This is a genomic window from Desulfobotulus mexicanus, from assembly GCF_006175995.1.
In the GTDB taxonomy this organism is placed as follows: domain Bacteria; phylum Desulfobacterota; class Desulfobacteria; order Desulfobacterales; family ASO4-4; genus Desulfobotulus; species Desulfobotulus mexicanus.
This window is the reverse complement of sequence record NZ_VDMB01000020.1, coordinates 25,312-42,192: the sequence shown is the minus strand read 5'-3', so window position 1 is coordinate 42,192 and position 16,881 is coordinate 25,312. Positions and strand designations below refer to the sequence as shown.

14 protein-coding genes are annotated in these 16,881 nt (G+C 47.6%); 13 read left to right on the top strand and 1 reads right to left on the bottom strand.

What is annotated here, in order from left to right; translation table 11 throughout:
• Positions 1-133 precede the first annotated feature (133 nt).
• The 6 genes from FIM25_RS13270 (at position 134) to FIM25_RS13245 (ending at position 6,591) form a co-directional block, all read left to right on the top strand.
• Entirely contained in the window at positions 134-904 is a 771-nt protein-coding gene (locus FIM25_RS13270) for a substrate-binding periplasmic protein (RefSeq protein WP_139450184.1), read from the top strand.
• An 83-nt stretch (positions 905-987) separates the two neighbouring features.
• Positions 988-1,776 carry a transporter substrate-binding domain-containing protein gene (locus tag FIM25_RS13265; protein ID WP_139450182.1) on the top strand — a complete coding sequence of 263 codons (789 nt, stop codon included), beginning with the start codon at positions 988-990 and terminating at the stop codon, positions 1,774-1,776.
• Between the two features lie 142 nt (positions 1,777-1,918).
• Positions 1,919-3,568, top strand: a complete 1,650-nt coding sequence (locus FIM25_RS13260) for a methyl-accepting chemotaxis protein (RefSeq protein ID WP_139450178.1) — start codon at positions 1,919-1,921, stop codon at positions 3,566-3,568.
• Positions 3,569-3,616: 48 nt separating this feature from the next.
• Entirely contained in the window at positions 3,617-4,363 is a 747-nt protein-coding gene (locus FIM25_RS13255; RefSeq protein ID WP_139450175.1) for a substrate-binding periplasmic protein, read from the top strand.
• A gap of 163 nt (positions 4,364-4,526) precedes the next feature.
• The gene (locus FIM25_RS13250; protein WP_179953369.1) at positions 4,527-5,732 is read left to right on the top strand and encodes an ABC transporter substrate-binding protein; all 1,206 of its coding nucleotides are present in this window, start codon (positions 4,527-4,529) and stop codon (positions 5,730-5,732) included.
• A 115-nt stretch (positions 5,733-5,847) separates the two neighbouring features.
• Positions 5,848-6,591, top strand: a complete 744-nt coding sequence (locus FIM25_RS13245) for a substrate-binding periplasmic protein (protein ID WP_139450170.1) — start codon at positions 5,848-5,850, stop codon at positions 6,589-6,591.
• A gap of 69 nt (positions 6,592-6,660) precedes the next feature.
• On the opposite strand, the gene ptsP is transcribed toward FIM25_RS13245, so the two are convergent.
• A complete protein-coding gene (gene ptsP, locus FIM25_RS13240; RefSeq protein WP_139450167.1) occupies positions 6,661-8,931 on the bottom strand; it encodes a phosphoenolpyruvate--protein phosphotransferase in 2,271 nt (756 codons plus the stop codon).
• A 262-nt stretch (positions 8,932-9,193) separates the two neighbouring features.
• On the opposite strand from ptsP, the gene FIM25_RS13235 reads away from it, so the two are divergent.
• The 7 genes from FIM25_RS13235 to FIM25_RS13205 all read left to right on the top strand — a co-directional run bounded on the left by FIM25_RS13235 (position 9,194) and on the right by FIM25_RS13205 (position 16,877).
• Positions 9,194-11,767 carry a flagellar assembly protein A gene (locus FIM25_RS13235; protein ID WP_179953368.1) on the top strand — a complete coding sequence of 858 codons (2,574 nt, stop codon included), beginning with the start codon at positions 9,194-9,196 and terminating at the stop codon, positions 11,765-11,767.
• A 229-nt stretch (positions 11,768-11,996) separates the two neighbouring features.
• Entirely contained in the window at positions 11,997-12,752 is a 756-nt protein-coding gene (locus tag FIM25_RS13230; protein WP_139450163.1) for a metal-dependent transcriptional regulator, read from the top strand.
• Between the two features lie 104 nt (positions 12,753-12,856).
• Positions 12,857-13,339: a type II secretion system protein GspG gene (locus FIM25_RS13225; protein WP_139450161.1), complete on the top strand. Its 483-nt coding sequence runs from the start codon at positions 12,857-12,859 to the stop codon at positions 13,337-13,339.
• A 309-nt stretch (positions 13,340-13,648) separates the two neighbouring features.
• Positions 13,649-14,932, top strand: coding sequence for a DUF2325 domain-containing protein (locus FIM25_RS13220; protein WP_139450158.1), 1,284 nt, complete (start codon positions 13,649-13,651; stop codon positions 14,930-14,932).
• Between the two features lie 150 nt (positions 14,933-15,082).
• Entirely contained in the window at positions 15,083-15,526 is a 444-nt protein-coding gene (locus tag FIM25_RS13215) for a flavodoxin (protein WP_139450156.1), read from the top strand.
• Between the two features lie 47 nt (positions 15,527-15,573).
• Positions 15,574-15,972, top strand: a complete 399-nt coding sequence (locus tag FIM25_RS13210; protein ID WP_139450154.1) for a hypothetical protein — start codon at positions 15,574-15,576, stop codon at positions 15,970-15,972.
• Positions 15,973-16,361: 389 nt separating this feature from the next.
• The gene (locus FIM25_RS13205; protein WP_139450151.1) at positions 16,362-16,877 is read left to right on the top strand and encodes a hypothetical protein; all 516 of its coding nucleotides are present in this window, start codon (positions 16,362-16,364) and stop codon (positions 16,875-16,877) included.
• Positions 16,878-16,881: the final 4 nt, after the last annotated feature.

Sequence of the window (16,881 nt, the reverse complement as noted above, 5' to 3'; positions counted from 1 at the left end):
GAGACCTGAAAAACACCAGATAAAAAAAATGACGGGCTTTCAAAAAAATGTTAAGGTTAATTCAATATGCTTTAAAAACAGAAACTCTAAAGATTCGAGAAGATACCTGTAACCGACAAAAAGGAGAATTACCATGATGATTTTTTCCTCTCGTATTCCCCGCACTATCTCTCTTTTTATCCTGGCTATCCCTCTCCTTTATTTGCCTGTAAGCCCAGCTTACAATACAGCCCATGCAGCTGAAAAGAAGGTGGTTATTGCCAATGGAGACTGGGCACCGTATCAAGGCAAGGATCTGCCCGGCGGCGGGCCTGCCACACAGATTGCAGAGGAGGCTTTTGCAACCCAGGGCTTTGATGTGGAATTCCGTTATATGCCCTGGGCCAGGGGCCTTAACCTTACCCAGCAGGCCCAGACCGATGCCACCATGCTCTACAGTTATAATGAGGAAAGGGGCAAAAATTTTCTTTACAGCGATCCCATAATCAGCCTTGATACGGTTGTCTTTTATCTGAAAGACAAAAAACTTCACTGGGAAAACCCCGAAGATCTGAAGGGCATGACCTTAGGCGCCGTACTGGAATACGATTATGGCTTTGTCCGTGAGGACAGCGGATACACCCTGGACAGGGTAGCATCCAATGTGTTCAACTACCGTAAGCTTGCTGCTGGCCGCATTGACGCCCTTCTGGAAGAAAGGCTGGTGGGACTTGAAACGGCGAGACAGGAAGGCCTTGGAGACAGCATCACCTACCACCCAAAACCCATCAAAAGTGTTCCCTATCACCTCATTGTTTCCAAAGAAAATCCCAGAGCAGAAGAAATTATTCAGGTATTCAACAAAGGGCTGAGCCAGTTGAAAGCCGATGGACGCCTGAATCAGATTCTGCAGATTACGCCTTAAAAACCTGAATAACCAACGCCTTTTTGCGCAGCCCTGCCATAAAGGCGTTTTTTTGTCTTTAATCATGCTGGAGTTTAAAAAATATGGAAAAAAAACGTTCTGCCATTCTTCTTGCACAGGGAATTGCCCTGGCTTTTCTTCTGATTGCCGGAGCCGGTTTCTGGTTTTACATGTCCATGGACCCTGATCTTGCCAAAGCACTGGATAAAAATTCCAGAACCCTTGTCATTGCCAATGGTGAGTGGGCTCCCTATCAGGGCGCTTCCCTGGCCGAAGGTGGCCCCATGAGCCGCATCGTGGCAGCGGCCTTTGAGCGGCAGGGCTGGACAGTGGAATACGTGTACCTCCCATGGGCTCAGGGTCTTTCCATGACGGAAAAGGTAAAAACCGACGCCACCATGCTCTACAGCTATAATGATGAAAGGGGAAAAAAATTTTATTACAGTGATCCTGTGCTGGAACTGGACACGGTGGTTTTCTATAATATGAACAAACCTGTCCGGTGGGAAAGACCTGAAGACCTGAAAGGACTTAGCCTGGGAGGCGTAGAAAAATACGATTACGGTTTTGTAAGGGAAGATGATGGATACAGTATCCGCCGAAGCAGCAGCTCTGAAATCAACCACAGAAGACTGGCGGAGGGACGACTGGACGGTGCCATGGATGAGGTGCTGGTGGGTATGAAAATCCTAAGGGAAGAAAACCTTCGGCACAGAATTTCTTTCTTCCCCACCCCCATCAAAAGAACCAATTATCACATGATCATATCCAAAGACCACCCAAGGGCCGCTGAAATCCTGCAGGTCTTCAACCTCGGCCTTGCCCGCATCAAAGAAGACGGCACCTTCACCGCTCTGCTGGAATACAAGTGATACCAAAAGAAGTCTTGCAGAGTTTTTTCTTTTTAAATATAATTTTTACCAGAAAATCAAATCAGGAAAAAACAGCCGACCTTTAAAAAAAACTGGACAGACACCATAAATACCCTCTTTCTGCTCTGATCAGGGCAGGAAGATGAAAAAAATGCCATCCCGTAACCAGCCATCATCCCCGAAAATCACCACCAAGGAGTCTTCCATGGAAAAAACCTCTCTCCGCGTTCCCATGCAAAAACAAATCTTTGTACGCATTGTCAGCACCGTACTGGCTTTAACCACCCTTATTCTTATGGGCATGGGCTTCTGGCAGTACCAGAGTGCCAAATCCAGTCTGGAACAGGGTCTGAATGTGGATGCAGATCTTGCACTGCAACGCATCCTACTCACCCTGCAGGATCCCCTTTATAATTTTGACATGGCCCAGGCCGAAGCCATTCTTCGATCTGAAATGCAGGACCTGAGGCTTCTTGCCGTGGCCCTTTCCGATCCTGCCAACCAGAGGCAACTGCTGATTCTGGGACGGGATTCAGACAAAGAGGTCAAGAAAACAGAAAAACTGCCCGAAACCAGAAGGTTCCAGAGGGAAAGCCCCATAACCAGAGGTGATGATAAACTCGGTAATATCCATATTATACTGAACCCGGATTTTTTTCAGGACAGCCTCCGTGAAATCCTCATCAACACCATCATTACAATTGTCATTCTCAACATTCTTCTGCTTGCGGTCATGGCCTTCACCCTCAGAGCCATGGTCTTTTATCCCCTTGACAAAATGATTTCAGCTGTAAGGGATCTGGCCGAAGGCGAAGGGGATCTCACCCGGCGCATTTCAGAAAAAAGCGGCAATGAACTCAGCCTTGCCGCCCGCTGGATCAACGTATTCATTGCCCAGATCCATGAAATTATGGGACGTATCCGTGATAACGGCAACAAACTGACGGATTCGGCCACAAGCCTCCTTTCCATCTCCGAAAAAATGGCCAGAGATTCAAAAACTTCTGCGGAAAGGGCAACTGCCGTTGCCAGCGCTACAGGGCAGATGAGCCAGAGCATGGGCAGTGTGGCATCGGCCATGGAACAGGCTGCCACCAACACCTCCATGGTTGCAGCAGCAGCAGAAGAAATGACTGCCACCATAGATGAAATTGCCAAAAACACAGAAGAAGCCCGACGTACCACCCAGAACGCAGTACACCGATCCGAAGGCGCAACGGAAAAAATGACTGAACTGGAAAACATTGCAGGGCAGATCGGAAAAGTAACTGAATCAATTACAGAAATATCAGAGCAGACAAACCTTCTTGCCCTGAACGCCACCATAGAAGCGGCAAGGGCAGGAGAAGCTGGCAAAGGCTTTGCCGTTGTAGCCAGCGAAATCAAAACCCTTGCCACCCAGACCACCACAGCCACAGAAAACATACGCAACATTATTGCTTCCGCCCAGGCCGTCATAAAGCAGGCCACAGGTGAAGTGCAGGAGGTTTCCGGTGCCATTCAGGCCACCAGCGACATCGTGACTGTCATTGCCACGGCTGTGGAACAGCAGTCTGCAGCCACCCGGGAAATCTCCGGCAATGTCCTTCAGGCGGCTGAAGGAATTCAGGAAGTGAACGAAAACATGGCTGCAATGACAGGCTTTGTACAGAGCATACGTCAGGACATAGAAAGTGTGGACAATATCAGCAAAGAAATGAATAATATCAGTTGTGACGTGAACGGCAAGGCAAGGGAAGTCTCAGGCATGGCAGGAAACCTGCAAGGGCTTATCGGACGTTTTGTCCTGTAAATTTAATAATCAAAACACAGAACCCAAGTCAAATTCAAGGAGCATTCCATGAAGTTTCCGGGCAGAATTATTTTGATACTGTTGATGGCACTCACTTTCACTGCACAGGCAGAACCGGAAAGAAAACTCACAGGAATCTCTTTGGACTGGGAACCCTACATTGGTGCCCAGATGCCGCGACAGGGCTATGTGGCACAGATAGTCCGGGAAGCCTTTGAAGCGGGTGGTGGCTATACAATGGATATAGAATTCATGGCATGGACATGGGTGGTTGCCTTAGCTGATTCCGGCAGGTATGATTTTTACTTCCCGGAATATTACGACACAAAGCTTGAAGAAAAATATTATATATCAGATCCCATTCCAGGCGGGCCACTTGTTTTTTTTAAAAGAAAAGACACAAACATCCAGTACAAAAATCTTCAGGATCTCAGACCCCATAAAATAGGAACAGTCCGTGGCTATGTAAACACTCCCGAGTTTGACAGTGCAGACTATCTGACCAAGGTGGAAGCCATGACGGATATGGATAATATCCGAAATCTCCTTGACGGAAAAATCCAACTGATGATCATGGACAAGTACGTTGGTCTCCACCTTCTGCGCACCCAGACCTCTGGCAGAGCCATGGAAGTTGAGGTCATGAATCCTCCATTAGGCGTAAATGATCTCCATGTATGTTTCCCCAGAAATGCCGAAAATGCGGAAATTCATCTGGAGGCATTGAATCAGGGCTTACAAATGCTTAAAGACTCCGGGCGCATCAAAGAAATCATGCAAAGCCACGGCTTCTGAACCCTTTTAAGAGAAATATTTACTTAGAGAATCAGATTTTGCCAACAGACTATAAACCACCTCCATTCTGGAAATGGTTAGAGTTCTGGCCTTATTTATAAAACGATATTTTTACAGTTTCTGCTTCCCTTATACCCATTGCCCAAACACAAGGAGACAGCGAATGAAAAATAACACCGCTGCCAGATGGCCCTTCCTGCTCCTGTCATGTTTAACCCTGACCCTGCTCAATGCCCCACCCCTGTCTGCGGAGTCCAATACAGGCATTACAGATACACAGATACGCATAGGTCAATCCTGCTCCCTGACAGGTCCTGCCATGGGACTGTGCAAGGGCATGAGGGATGGAGCACAGCTTTATTTTGATTTTATTAACTCTCAGGGCGGTATTCATGGCAGACAGCTTAAACTGATCACAGAAGATGATGCCTATAATCCGGAAAAATGCAGAAAAAACACAGAGTCATTTATAAATGATCAAAATATTTTTCTTTTGTTCGGATATGTGGGAACCCCCACAACAGAAGCTGTCCTGCCCCTTATCCAGGAAAAAAACTTCCCTCTTTTTGCTCCCCTTACCGGTGCCAGAATATTCAGGTATCCTGTCATAAATGAGGTGTTCAATATAAGGGCCAGTTACATACAGGAAACCGAAACCATGGTTGACCGGCTGGTAAAGGACAGGGGGATAAAAAAGATTGCCGTATTCTACCAGAATGACAGCTACGGTACAGATGGTCTCAACGGTGTACGCATTGCAGCATCTAAACACGGTATCATTCCCTCAGATACTGTATCTTACAACAGAGAATCTCCTGACACAGAAAAAGCAGTATCACAGCTTATGAAATCAAATCCGGAAGCCGTTATCCTTATTGCGACAAGTGAGCCTGCGGCACAAGTGATAGCAGGGATGAGGAGTGCCGGCAGTGAAGCCGTTTTTCTCAATGTTTCCTTTGTCAATGGTGAAGACCTTGCCGAAAGACTCATAAATCATGGAATAGGTGTTGTTGTCTCTCAGGTTGTTCCCTTTCCCTTTTACAGGAGAGTTCCCCTTGTGGCCGAATACAATCAGGTGAACTCTGAACTAAGCCCTGCAAAACAAGCTGATTTTGCTGGCATGGAAGGATTTACCGCAGCCAAAGCCCTATCCCGCATTCTGTCCGAAACCCCTGCCCCCCTCACACGGGAAGCCTTCATGAAAAGTGCCGAACTACATGAAAATACAGATATCGGCGGCTTCTCTTTTTCCTTCAACAAGGAACGCCGCCAGGGAAGCGATCTCGTCTATCTGACCCAGATCGGACCCGGAGGCTTTCTCAGGCCCATTGAGAACCTTAATCAGCTTTATCAATTTCACCCGAACTAAAAGGCCTTATCAAAGCCTGCTATCCTCGAAGAACTTTTCTTTTACATTTACTCCAGTGCTGCTGACCATGAAGAACATAAACGATACCAACTCTCTCTAACCGAAAAGACGCACCTTGAAAGCAATCAGATTTTCCATCATCAGCCTAATTTTCTCACTATGCATCTATGGAATTTCAGCATCTGCAGAAAACATTACAGGTGCCAGCCTGAACTGGGAACCTTATATCGGTCATGAGATGCCCAGAGAAGGCTATGTGGCGGAAGTGGTAAAAGAAGCCTTTTCCAGAGAAGGCTACAATCTGGAAATCCAGTACATGCCATGGGCAAGGGTGGTAGCCCTGTCCAAGGAAGGACGTTTTGATGCCTATTTTCCGGAATATTATGCTGAAGAGCTGAAAGAGGATTTTCTCATTTCAGACCCCTTTCCCGGCGGTCCCCTGGTATTCTTCCAGAAAAAAGGTGCCAATATCACCTACAACAGCATGGAAGACCTGAGATCCTATAAAATCGGTGTGGTCCGGGGCTATGTGAATACACCTGAATTTGATGCCGCAGAATACCTGACCAAAGATCCTGTAACCGAAGATATGCAAAACCTCCTGAAACTCCTTGCCGGACGCATTGACCTCATGGTGGTGGACAAATATGTGGGGCTTCACCTCCTCCGGACCCAGGTTCCAGACAGGGTCAATGAGATAGAAATCGTGGAACCGCCCTTAGGTTTCAACGATCTTTATGTCTGCTTTCCCAAAAATACCAAAGATGCGGAAAAACGCCTCAAGGCCTTTAATAAAGGTCTCAAGGATCTGAAAGATTCCGGGCAGATGAAGGCCATCATGGCAAGCCATGGATTCTGATCCTTGTAATAAAATACTGACTTAAACTTCAGGCCCGCCACAACAGTGGCGGGTCCTTTTTATAACAACTCAGACAAGACCTAAGGCTTCAGACAAAGCCTTTGTAGACGCCATGCCAAGCAGTTCTGCGGCATGGCTTTCTGCTTTCTGAAGATCAATTTTTTGAATCTGCTGCTGCACAGCAGGCATAAACTGAGGATCAAGGCTCAAGGTCCGGATACCAATACCCAGAAGAAATGGAATAAAAGCAGACTCATGCCCCATCTCTCCACATACGGAGACATCAATACCAGCTTTTCTGCCAGCATCCGCAATGCGGGCAAGGGAACGCAGTACCGAAGGATGCCATGGCTGATAATAATGGGCTACCTTGGGATTACTGCGGTCAACGGCCAGCATGTACTGCACAAGATCATTGGTTCCGATGGAGAAAAAATCCGCTTCCTTTGCAAAATCTTCTATGATTCCAAGGGCCGCAGGAAGCTCCACCATCATCCCTATTTCTGGATTTTCATGAAATCCAAGTCCTTCCTCCTTCAAGCTTTCCATACAGGCATAAACAATACTCCGGGCCTCACGGAACTCATCTAAGCCGGAAATCATGGGAAACATGATACGCGGTGCAAAAGCACCTTCAGCAGCCCTTAAAATCGCCCGGATCTGAGCCTCAAACACATCCCTGTGCAGAAGGGAAAAGCGGATGGATCTCAACCCCAGCTCAGGATTGACCTCTGTACCGCTGTCCACATGGGAAAGCACCTTTTCTCCACCCACATCCAGGGTCCGGACCGTCACCGTTTTTCCCGGCATATCTTCAAAGAGCCTGCGATACACCTGATACTGCTCTGCCTCCGAAGGAAAGGAGGAACGGATGAGAAAGGGAAACTCGCTGCGATAAAGCCCGATGCCCTCTGCCCCGATCTTAAGGGCCAGTGCCATCTCAGAAAGCAGATTGATATTGGCCAAAAGCCTGATGCGAACACCATCACTGGTATGGGTTTCCCCATCCAGCACCCCGGACACGGCATCGGCGGCAAGCCATGCGGTCCTGCTCCGGGCAAATGTTTCCTGTACCGTTTCATCCGGACGGATATAAAAATTACCGGTGCTGCCATCAAGCAGCAGAGGTGTTCCTTCGGGAATCTGAAGAAGCCCGCTGTCCTCAACAATTACAAGGGGGATTTGCAAAGAACGGCACAGAATAGCCACATGGGAAGTCAAGCCTCCGGAAACCAGCACAATTCCTGTAACATCTTCGCTGACCAGCTTAAGAATATCCGATGGGAAAAGCTCACCTGCAATGGCAATCCCCCCCCTTGAAGGGGAGCCTCTCCCTTCCTTGTCACCGGGCTTGAGATTACGCAGCAATCTGCATGAAAAATCTTCTATATCCGAAACCTTCTCCCGGATATAAGCATGGGAAGAAGCCGAAAAAATAGCAATATAATGCCTGGCTGCAGCCCGCACAGCAGCCATGGGAGAAAAACCCTGATCTATTTTTTCCTCAATGCGCCTGCGAAAGGAAGGATCTTTCAGCATCATGAAATGTGCCGTAAAAATAAGAGAAGCACTTTCCGGAAGCCTCTGTGCAAAACGATCCTGCAGAGCTGTCAACTCTGCACATGTTTTTTCAAGGGCCTGATAAAAACAGGTTTTACCACCGGCAACTTCCGGTTCCGTATCCTCACGCAGAATATCACAGCGGTTGTCCCCCAAAACAAGGGCTGCTCCCATGGCATAGCCGGGGGAGGCCACCTTGCCTTTAATCAGGGAAAGACCTATGCTGGATGTATGAAAAAGAGAGTTTTTTCCCGGGGAATCCATGGATAAAAGCAGACGGGCATTCTCTAGGGCACTCCCCAGTTGGGATGCCGTTGCCCGCAAAGCCCTTACATCCATGGAACCAAACCTGTCAGCCTCCTCATGCTGCACCACAAGCACACCAATGCATACGGCACCCCTCTGGATGGGAACCGCCAGAAAAGAAAGAAAACGTTCCTCCCCTGTTTCTGAGAAATAAAGAAAATCAGGATGCATCCTGCCATCAGCCGTACACAAAGGCTCAAGACTGGAAAAAACCCTTCCCACAAGCCCTTCATCCGCGCCCAGGGAAACAAGCCCCACGGATTCGGGCTTAAGCCCCAGCGTAGCCCGGAGAATCAGGCGTTTTACCGAATCATCGTACAGATAGATGGATGAAACCTGGGCCTTGAGATGTCTTGCAACCAATCCAACCGTACGATCCAGAAACATATGAATATCATCGGAGTCACGCAGGATACCACTCAGGTCTCCCATGTCGCATAAAAGATTCAGATGGTCATTGTACGGTGTTTCCATAGCCCCCACATTCCATATTATTAAGATTTCAGACAAAAGAATCAGCCCCAGCAGACCTTGCCAGCTTTACCGGCAAAAAGGCCAGCGCACTGTCTGCATGGACGAACACGATCTTAACGCCTGCCTGCGTATCCTGCAATTCAAGAAGTTTACTTATCCTTCCGAAAAAAAAGACAGGACTTTTTATTCTTATCAAAATATGTTTAAAATTCTTTTTCGTCCACCAAGGATTCATCCTTTCCCTGATTTCGGGAGGCTTTACATGCAGGAGATATCAAGCCCCACATCCGAATCCGCCACAGACAGCAAAGAAAACCTGCAAAGGGACCTTGCCTATCCGATTCTGGGGAAGCTGGCCATTGAAAATGGCCTCTTAACAAAGGAACAGCTGCAACAGGCCATTGCAGAAATGCACAGCCACATAAAAACCACTTCGGAGAAACCGTGCCCGACCCTTGAAGAAATTCTCATTAATCGTGGATATATACAGCCAGTATCCATGGAAAAACTTCTGGCCAGCACCCTCAGGTCCCTGGACAGACAATTCTGCAGCATGGCTGAAAAAAAAGGGCTTATTGACAACAAAACCTGTGAAACAGCTCTCTCAATCCAGGCCGAAGCCTACCGTCAGGGCCAATTGCTCAGTACAGTGGACATCCTTATCGAAAAAAATCAGATTACACCCGAACAACGGGACTCTATCCTTGAACAGATGCGCTCTGCTTCTGCCCCCCCTTCGGACGAAGCTGCCAGAGCTTCCCTTGCAGAAAAATGGAAGGAGCAGGACCGGAAAAAACAGATCACAAAAAATGCAAGCAAAATCCCCCCCGAAGAAATGAGCATAGCCCGCATGGCCCTTCAATACAATTTCATCGGTACGGAACAGCTTCAGACAGCCATCGAACAATGGAATGCAGATCAAAGTAGCCGGAAACCCAAAAAACTCAGCCAGATTCTCATTGATCTTGGCTTTGTAAGCCGTAAACAGGTCAGCCTTCTCCATGCCACCCAGCTCTTCCATGAAACAAGGCAAATGGATCAGCTTTTCGGTCGCCTCTGTCTCATCCACAACTTCTGTTCAAAGGAAGAGATCCTCCGGGCACTGGATACCCAGCTGGCTAAATTCAAACGAAACCGGACCATCAAGCTGCTGGGCAACATTCTCGTGGAAGAAAACATTCTGACCCATGATCAGATGTTTTCTCTTCTCAGGGAGCAAAAACGCATTCCTGATTCACAAACACCCCAGCCAGTAACCGAAGAGCAGCCTCCAATCCCAGAAGATGCCGGAGTTAGCGTGGAAATCAGCGAAGACGGTCTTCTGGCCCTGCTGATTCCTTCCCCGCAGGTTTCCCCGAAGCTCACTCTGGATGATCTCAAAAAGCTTATCACAAGCGCAGGAGTTTACTTTGGTATTGTACCGGACAGCAGGCTGCAAACCTGGCTGCAGGAAACCAGGCTGCAGCAGAAGTCTCTGGAAGTTGCCAAAGGCATCCCACCGGAAAATCCCAAGGATGCTTATATCCGTTACGGCTTTGATCCTGCTTACCTCAAGGCAGGCAAGATAGATGCGGACGGTAATATAGACTATTTTGACCGGGGCGAGGTCCCCTTTGTTAAAAGCCGTACACTCCTTGGAGAGCGCATCCCGCCTGTGGAAGGAAAATCAGGTATCAAAGTTACCGGTGAGGAGGCCCTGCCAAGGGAACCTCTGGATGTGGAACTCCGGGCTGGCAATGGTGCAGAGCTTTCCCTTGACGGGCAGATGGTACATGCTTTGATTGACGGTCAGCCCCACGCCACCCTAGGCGGAAAAATCTCAGTATTACCGGAAATGACCATAGAAGGAAATGTGGATCTCAAAACAGGCCATGTGTCCTTTGACGGTGCCATCCGTATCCGCGGAGGTGTGCAGCCGGGATTCCGCGTGCGGGCTGCTTCAGCAGATGCCTCAGAAATCAATGATGCCGAAATTCATGTGGACGGCGACCTTGTGGTAAGGGGCGGCATTATCGGATCAAAAATCCGGGCAGGTGGAACTGTACAGGCAAAATTTGTGGTTGATTCGGAAATCATGGCTTTCGGAAATATTATTGTGGAAAAAGAAATAATCCATTCAAAAATCCGTACCAGCGGCACCCTCGCCCTACCCAAGGGAAAACTCATTGCCTGCGAAGCTGCCGCCAGAAATGGCCTTGAACTCTACGAGGTGGGCACGGATATGGCCTCTCCATCCACTATTTTCATTGGTGTGGACTTTTATGCGCAAAATGAAATGGCACGCCTGAAAAATAAATCCCGAGAACTGAAACAGATACTGGAAAAAACCCAAAGACAAATTGAACACGGAGAAAAACAGCAAATTGAAACACATGAAAAAATTACCATAAATGCCCAGAAACAGGAAAAGAGCAATCTCCTTATACAAAAACTTTCGGCACTGTCCCCCCCTCCTGAAAAAAAGAAAGAGATTATATCCCACCTTATCAAACTCAAAAAAACTGTTGAAGAAAGCGAAAGTACAGTCACCCGGCTTTTTGCGGAACAGGACAAGATACTTGATGATATTCTTAAAAAACAGAAGGAAGCCGAACACACCATATCTCTTATCGAAGAAACACGTAACGAATACGATGCCCTGCAGGACTGGTCAAAGGCCAACCGGCCCAAGCCCATCCTAAAGGTAAAGAGCTCCGTAGCTTCGGGAACATGCATAGCTGGAACCAAAGCCCGTATAACGCTGAAGGAATCCATGCGTAATATGATCTTTTCTGAAGTGCAGTCCATAGATTATGAAGGAGAACCCAACTGGACCATCCGCATGGTGAATGCCTGACTATTTTACCTTTTTCCAAAGCCCCCCATCAGCCCCTAATGAAAAAACCTTAAGCCTTTCACCATTTTCAGGCTTGACAAAAATGGCAAACACGAAGATGCTGTTTCACGTTTCCAAAACTTATCCTGAAATGGATAAGTTTTATCGGCAAGCCTTCATCACACCCGTAGACGATCCTTTACGGCTACCAGGGCCAAGAACTTTAAAATCCAAGCCCAGGAAATACATTATGTCTGAATCTGAAAAACTTAGCGCCAGTCTCGAAGACTACCTTGAAACCATTTTTCATGTTGTTTCGGAAAAACAGGCGGCACGGGCTAAAGATATTGCCAACCGTCTGAATGTAAACAATTCTTCCGTAACAGGAGCCCTCCGGTCCCTTTCGGAAAAGGGCTATATAAATTATGCCCCCTATGACCTCATCACCCTGACGGCCAAAGGGACAGAGCTGGCAAGGGATGTGGTCCGCAGACACGAGGCGCTCAAGGATTTTTTTACAAAAATCCTTCTGATTTCAAAAAATGAAGCCGAAGATGCTGCCTGCAAAATGGAACATGCCATATCCCCAAACATTCTTGACCGTCTCATACAATTTGTGGAATTTGTGGATATATGTCCAAGGGGCGGATCAGACTGGATCAAAGGGTTCAGCCGCCACTGTGAAAGGCTGGAAGCCGGGGGCTGTGAAAACTGCATTTCCAACTGCGTCAATGAACTCAAAGAAAAAAAGGATCTGATTCAGAATCCTGAAAAAAGCATCATCCCCCTTTCCCGTCTGAAGATAGGTGAAAAAGGAGTTCTTTCCAGCATGGAAGGCCGTGCTTCTGCCCTCCGCCACCTCAACGAAATTGAGGCAGGTCCCGGCAATGTGGTAGAAATCGAGGAACTGGATAAGGAAAGTGAAAATCTAACCATCAAAATAAAAGGCTACCATCTTATCCTCAGGATAGAAGATGCCGAAAAAATAATGGTTGTCCCTTTTTAAACCCTTAACCCTTCATACTTTTCTTATTATAACAATGAACGCCCCTTCCGGGGGCGTTTTTATTTTTACTGGCATAAAAAAAAAGATCCTGTTATCCTTTTTTCATGAAAAAAATCTTAACTTCAAAAATCAAATGGTTACGCTTTCCTGCCTATGCAGCACTGCTTCTGGCCTTTTTTGTACTGTGGCCCCGCACCGCAGATCATCTTCAGGCCATTGCCTTAGATGTTTTACATGAAATTAACACCCAAAAGGACTTACAGGAAATTGTTCTGGCCCTGCAGAAACATCACAGGGAAACCGGTATCTACCCTGCTCCAGAGGAAATGGACGAATGGCTGAAACAGGTGTTTACCGATCAGCCGCAATACCACCTGCCCATTGACCGCTGGGGAAACGCCCTGCACTATGAAACCACCGAGGACAGAATGGGTTTTTCCCTGCGCAGCTCGGGCAGAGACGCCATTCCCGGAACCAGCGATGATCTGGGACGAACCTTTTTCTTTTTCAACCAAAAAGAAAAGCCGGAAAAAGATACTGACCTTCCTCCCGAAACCATTCTTCCCCCTGCCCAAAACCTTCCTTAAATGCTAATTGTTCAGCACAATTTTCTAAGCACCATACCTGCCAGACAGATGTACAACCACCAAAGCTATTTACCCGTGACGCAATCCTAAACGATTGCAAGCTCACCTGCAAACAGCCCGATTGCCTTTTACGGGCACCAAGACTTTGAAATTAAATGAACAATTTTTCAAAATAAAATGTGCTGAATAATTACATTTTTTCATCATCTATGCTCCCGCGAATAAGAACAGGCGCACTTTTTTAGTTGACACAAACTTTTTTTGATAGGATTATTGCCTGAAAAATTTAACCCTTTCCCAGGAGCAGCCATGACACCCATGCCCCCGAATAATCCCCTCTCCCTTCTGGTCCCCTTTTCTACGGAACAGACATGGATATGCCAAAAAGCCCGTTTCCTTGCCCTGTGGGAAATACCCCAGACCATGAAATGCCCTCTGGTAGGTACCTGCCTTTCCGTGGAAGACCACCAGAAACTGCTCAAAAAAGCAGGCATCTGCGTCAGCCGTCTCTGCCCTGCGGGACTTCATGCCGCTGTCATGGAAAATATTGACACAGAAACTCGGGTGGCCCGCAGAATAGACACCTTCCTGAAGAAGAAATTTGATGCCCAGGCCAGAGAATGGCTACATACGCCGGAACAGGAAATCCGAAAACTCTGGCGCAGCGGTATTGAAACCGGAGAACTTGAGCTTCCCCTTTATATCATAGCTTCAAGATCCGATATTTCTCCATCACTGCATGCAGAAGCCTTCGGAACCCTGCACATGCTTGGACATACAGCCAAAAGAGATCTGCTGGCAGCCCGCAGAACCATCGCAAGACTCGAAAAACTTCTGGCCGAAGAAAGGGAAACTGCACGCCGGATACAGAAGCAAGAACGCCAGAAACATGATCTTCTGCATGCGGAGATACTGACTCTGAAAAAAGAAGCCAATACAAGGCAGACATACACTGCAGTTGTACCGGAAAAGGAAGAAACGTCCAAAGAAATCATTGAAACCCTTGGCGAACGGCTTCGTCGTGCCCAGGAAAAAAATCAGGCCCTGATACAAAGGGTACGGAAGCTTGAAGAAGAAAGAAAAATATACCGCTGCGATGCGGAGACTGAGAAAATACAGCCCCGGATAGAAAAAGAAGACCTGCACAGGCTGCAAAACCTTTCATTTACAGAAAAAAAAGAAAAACATCCTAAAGAAATCCAGTCTCTGGAAGATAAACGCATTCTGGTTGTTGGCGGCAGACCTTGCATGCAGTCCCTCTACCGCCATGCCGTCGAAAAATCCGGAGGTCGTTTTGAGTACCATGACGGCTGTATCCATGGTGGCCGGCAAACCCTGGAAGCCCGTGTCCGGCGCTCAGACCTCGTCCTATGCCCCGTCAACTGCAACAGCCACGGAGCCTGCGGTCTGGTGAAGGACATTTGCCGCAAACACGGGAAGTGCCTGCGCATGCTGGACTCATCCAGCCGTTCCGCCATCACATCGGCCCTGGCAAAGGCTGCAGATCCTGCTCCCTCAGATGAAGGATCAACGGATCTGCCCCTCATTGCGGGTAATCGTTTTTCCTCTTCATCCATGGCGTGCAAAGAATAAGCCTGTGCGTCATAATATCCAGCTCCTACCAGATCTATGAATATTTTTTAGGCACGCCAAAAAAGCCTTGACAGAAAAAACCCTTCTTGGTATTTTCGCCAAGACTAAAAAATAAAGCCACAGATAAAACAATAAGAAAAGGACAGCATAATGACCACAGCCCTCATTGTTTACGGTTCTTCCACAGGCAACACGGAAAACGTTGCTCACATCATTGAAAAACAGCTGGCTTCAAAAGGTTTTACAACCACATGCAAAGATGTAACGGCAACTGATATTAACGAGCTTAAAAAATTTGACATGGTGCTGCTGGGATGCTCCACATGGGGGGAAGAAGAGATAGAGCTTCAGGATGATTTTATCCCCTTTTATGAGTCCCTCGGGAATGCCGGTCTTAAAGGAAAAAAAGTAGCCGTATTCGGGTGTGGTGACAGTTCCTACATTTACTTCTGCGGTGCAGTTGATGCCATTGAGGACAAAGTAAAAGAAAGCGGCGGTCTTCTTATTGCTGAAGGTCTTAAGATTGACGGCGAGCCGGAAGATTCCAAAGGGGATATTCTTTCATGGGCAGATGAGGTGGGAGCTGCTGCTTAGCCCTTAGGATCAGGACCACATACGCAGAGAAAGGAGATACTAAAAATATGACTAAAAAACAGTCCAAGGTGATGCGCAGCTTTCAGATACGGATGATTACCCAGCTAAGCCAGGGATCATTTTCATCCATTAACCTGAAAAATGATTTTTTTGTCAAATGGCTTGTGGGCTATTTAGCAGACAATAAGATCCCTTTTCAGTTAATCCCTCTGGGAGCAGGCGTAACACGTATACTTCTGGCTGGCTGCGTATGTGAACACTGTAAAGGCAAAGGCTTCATTGCTGAAAAAGCAGACACATCACCCAAACCACATCTTATGTCGGCCTACCAGGCAGAGCTGGAAGAAGAAGAGAGCCTGACTGCCTGCTGCGGAGACCATTGCTCATGTGAAAACGGTTGCACCAACGGTGGCAGCTGCTGCGGCCAGCAGAACAGAGCTGCCTGATTTTCCTACCCCCTGCCACAGACTGTTTTTTTCTCCCCATACAGTCTGTGGCAGACCCACCCCCACCCGGCTGCCGGGTACCCTCCATACCTGCAGCCGGGTAATTTTCCTGCCATCTCCACCCTGACCCCTGAGACCCTTCTCCCCGAGGACTCAGGGGTTCTCTTTTCAGGCTTTTCCTTGACAATCTCCCCTGCCTTCCGGATACTCCCCCACTGATGTCCCAGAAAAACAGTTTTTTTCCTCTCCATACCCGGTTTTGTTGGCATTATAAGCTTCATATAAGACAAATATGCATTGAAAAGGCGCAGAGGCATTTTGTAAATAACATCGCAATGGTTTAGTATTGTGTCATTAACAAATAGTCTTTGTGCCTTAAAGGATAATCCATGGATAAAAACCCCGAAGCCTGCCTGCAGCGCTATCTGAAAACGGAAAGCCTTCTGCACCACTTCTATACTTTTTTTGATTACTGTTCCGCCGTATGCATCCCTAAACTCATTGCAGCCTCCCCCGGCAAGCCCGTGGCCGCCTGCTGTAAAGACAGATACTATCAGGTCTATGATCTGGACCACCCATCCTTTGACCTGCTCCGCCGGAAAAGGGAAGCCCTTTACGGCAGCCCTGCAGACCAGCCGGAAAATTCCGGTGTCAGCCCCTGCGAATACCATACGAGCAGAGGATGCCTGCTGAAAGACCACAAAAGCCCTGTATGCTTAAGCTTCATGTGCAGACCAGCCATTGATGCCCTCAGGGATAAACACGGCATTTATACCTATGACTATCTGGGCTTTAACTACGCCCTTGAATGGATTCTTACAGGGGATATGGCCGAAAAGGAGTGGAACACCTTCTACGAAAGCCTTGAAGAAATGATCCGGAAAATATCCGCCGCAACAATCTGAATCC

Bases quoted from the DNA above. Each gene is read 5' to 3' on its own strand.
- FIM25_RS13270 (WP_139450184.1), top strand. From the start codon at position 134: ATGATGATTTTTTCCTCTCGTATTCCCCGCACTATCTCTCTTTTTATC.
- FIM25_RS13265 (WP_139450182.1), top strand. From the start codon at position 988: ATGGAAAAAAAACGTTCTGCCATTCTTCTTGCACAGGGAATTGCCCTG.
- FIM25_RS13260 (WP_139450178.1), top strand. From the start codon at position 1,919: ATGAAAAAAATGCCATCCCGTAACCAGCCATCATCCCCGAAAATCACC.
- FIM25_RS13255 (WP_139450175.1), top strand. From the start codon at position 3,617: ATGAAGTTTCCGGGCAGAATTATTTTGATACTGTTGATGGCACTCACT.
- FIM25_RS13250 (WP_179953369.1), top strand. From the start codon at position 4,527: ATGAAAAATAACACCGCTGCCAGATGGCCCTTCCTGCTCCTGTCATGT.
- ptsP (WP_139450167.1), bottom strand. From the start codon at position 8,931: ATGGAAACACCGTACAATGACCATCTGAATCTTTTATGCGACATGGGA.
- FIM25_RS13235 (WP_179953368.1), top strand. From the start codon at position 9,194: ATGCAGGAGATATCAAGCCCCACATCCGAATCCGCCACAGACAGCAAA.
- FIM25_RS13230 (WP_139450163.1), top strand. From the start codon at position 11,997: ATGTCTGAATCTGAAAAACTTAGCGCCAGTCTCGAAGACTACCTTGAA.
- FIM25_RS13225 (WP_139450161.1), top strand. From the start codon at position 12,857: ATGAAAAAAATCTTAACTTCAAAAATCAAATGGTTACGCTTTCCTGCC.
- FIM25_RS13220 (WP_139450158.1), top strand. From the start codon at position 13,649: ATGACACCCATGCCCCCGAATAATCCCCTCTCCCTTCTGGTCCCCTTT.
- FIM25_RS13215 (WP_139450156.1), top strand. From the start codon at position 15,083: ATGACCACAGCCCTCATTGTTTACGGTTCTTCCACAGGCAACACGGAA.
- FIM25_RS13210 (WP_139450154.1), top strand. From the start codon at position 15,574: ATGACTAAAAAACAGTCCAAGGTGATGCGCAGCTTTCAGATACGGATG.
- FIM25_RS13205 (WP_139450151.1), top strand. From the start codon at position 16,362: ATGGATAAAAACCCCGAAGCCTGCCTGCAGCGCTATCTGAAAACGGAA.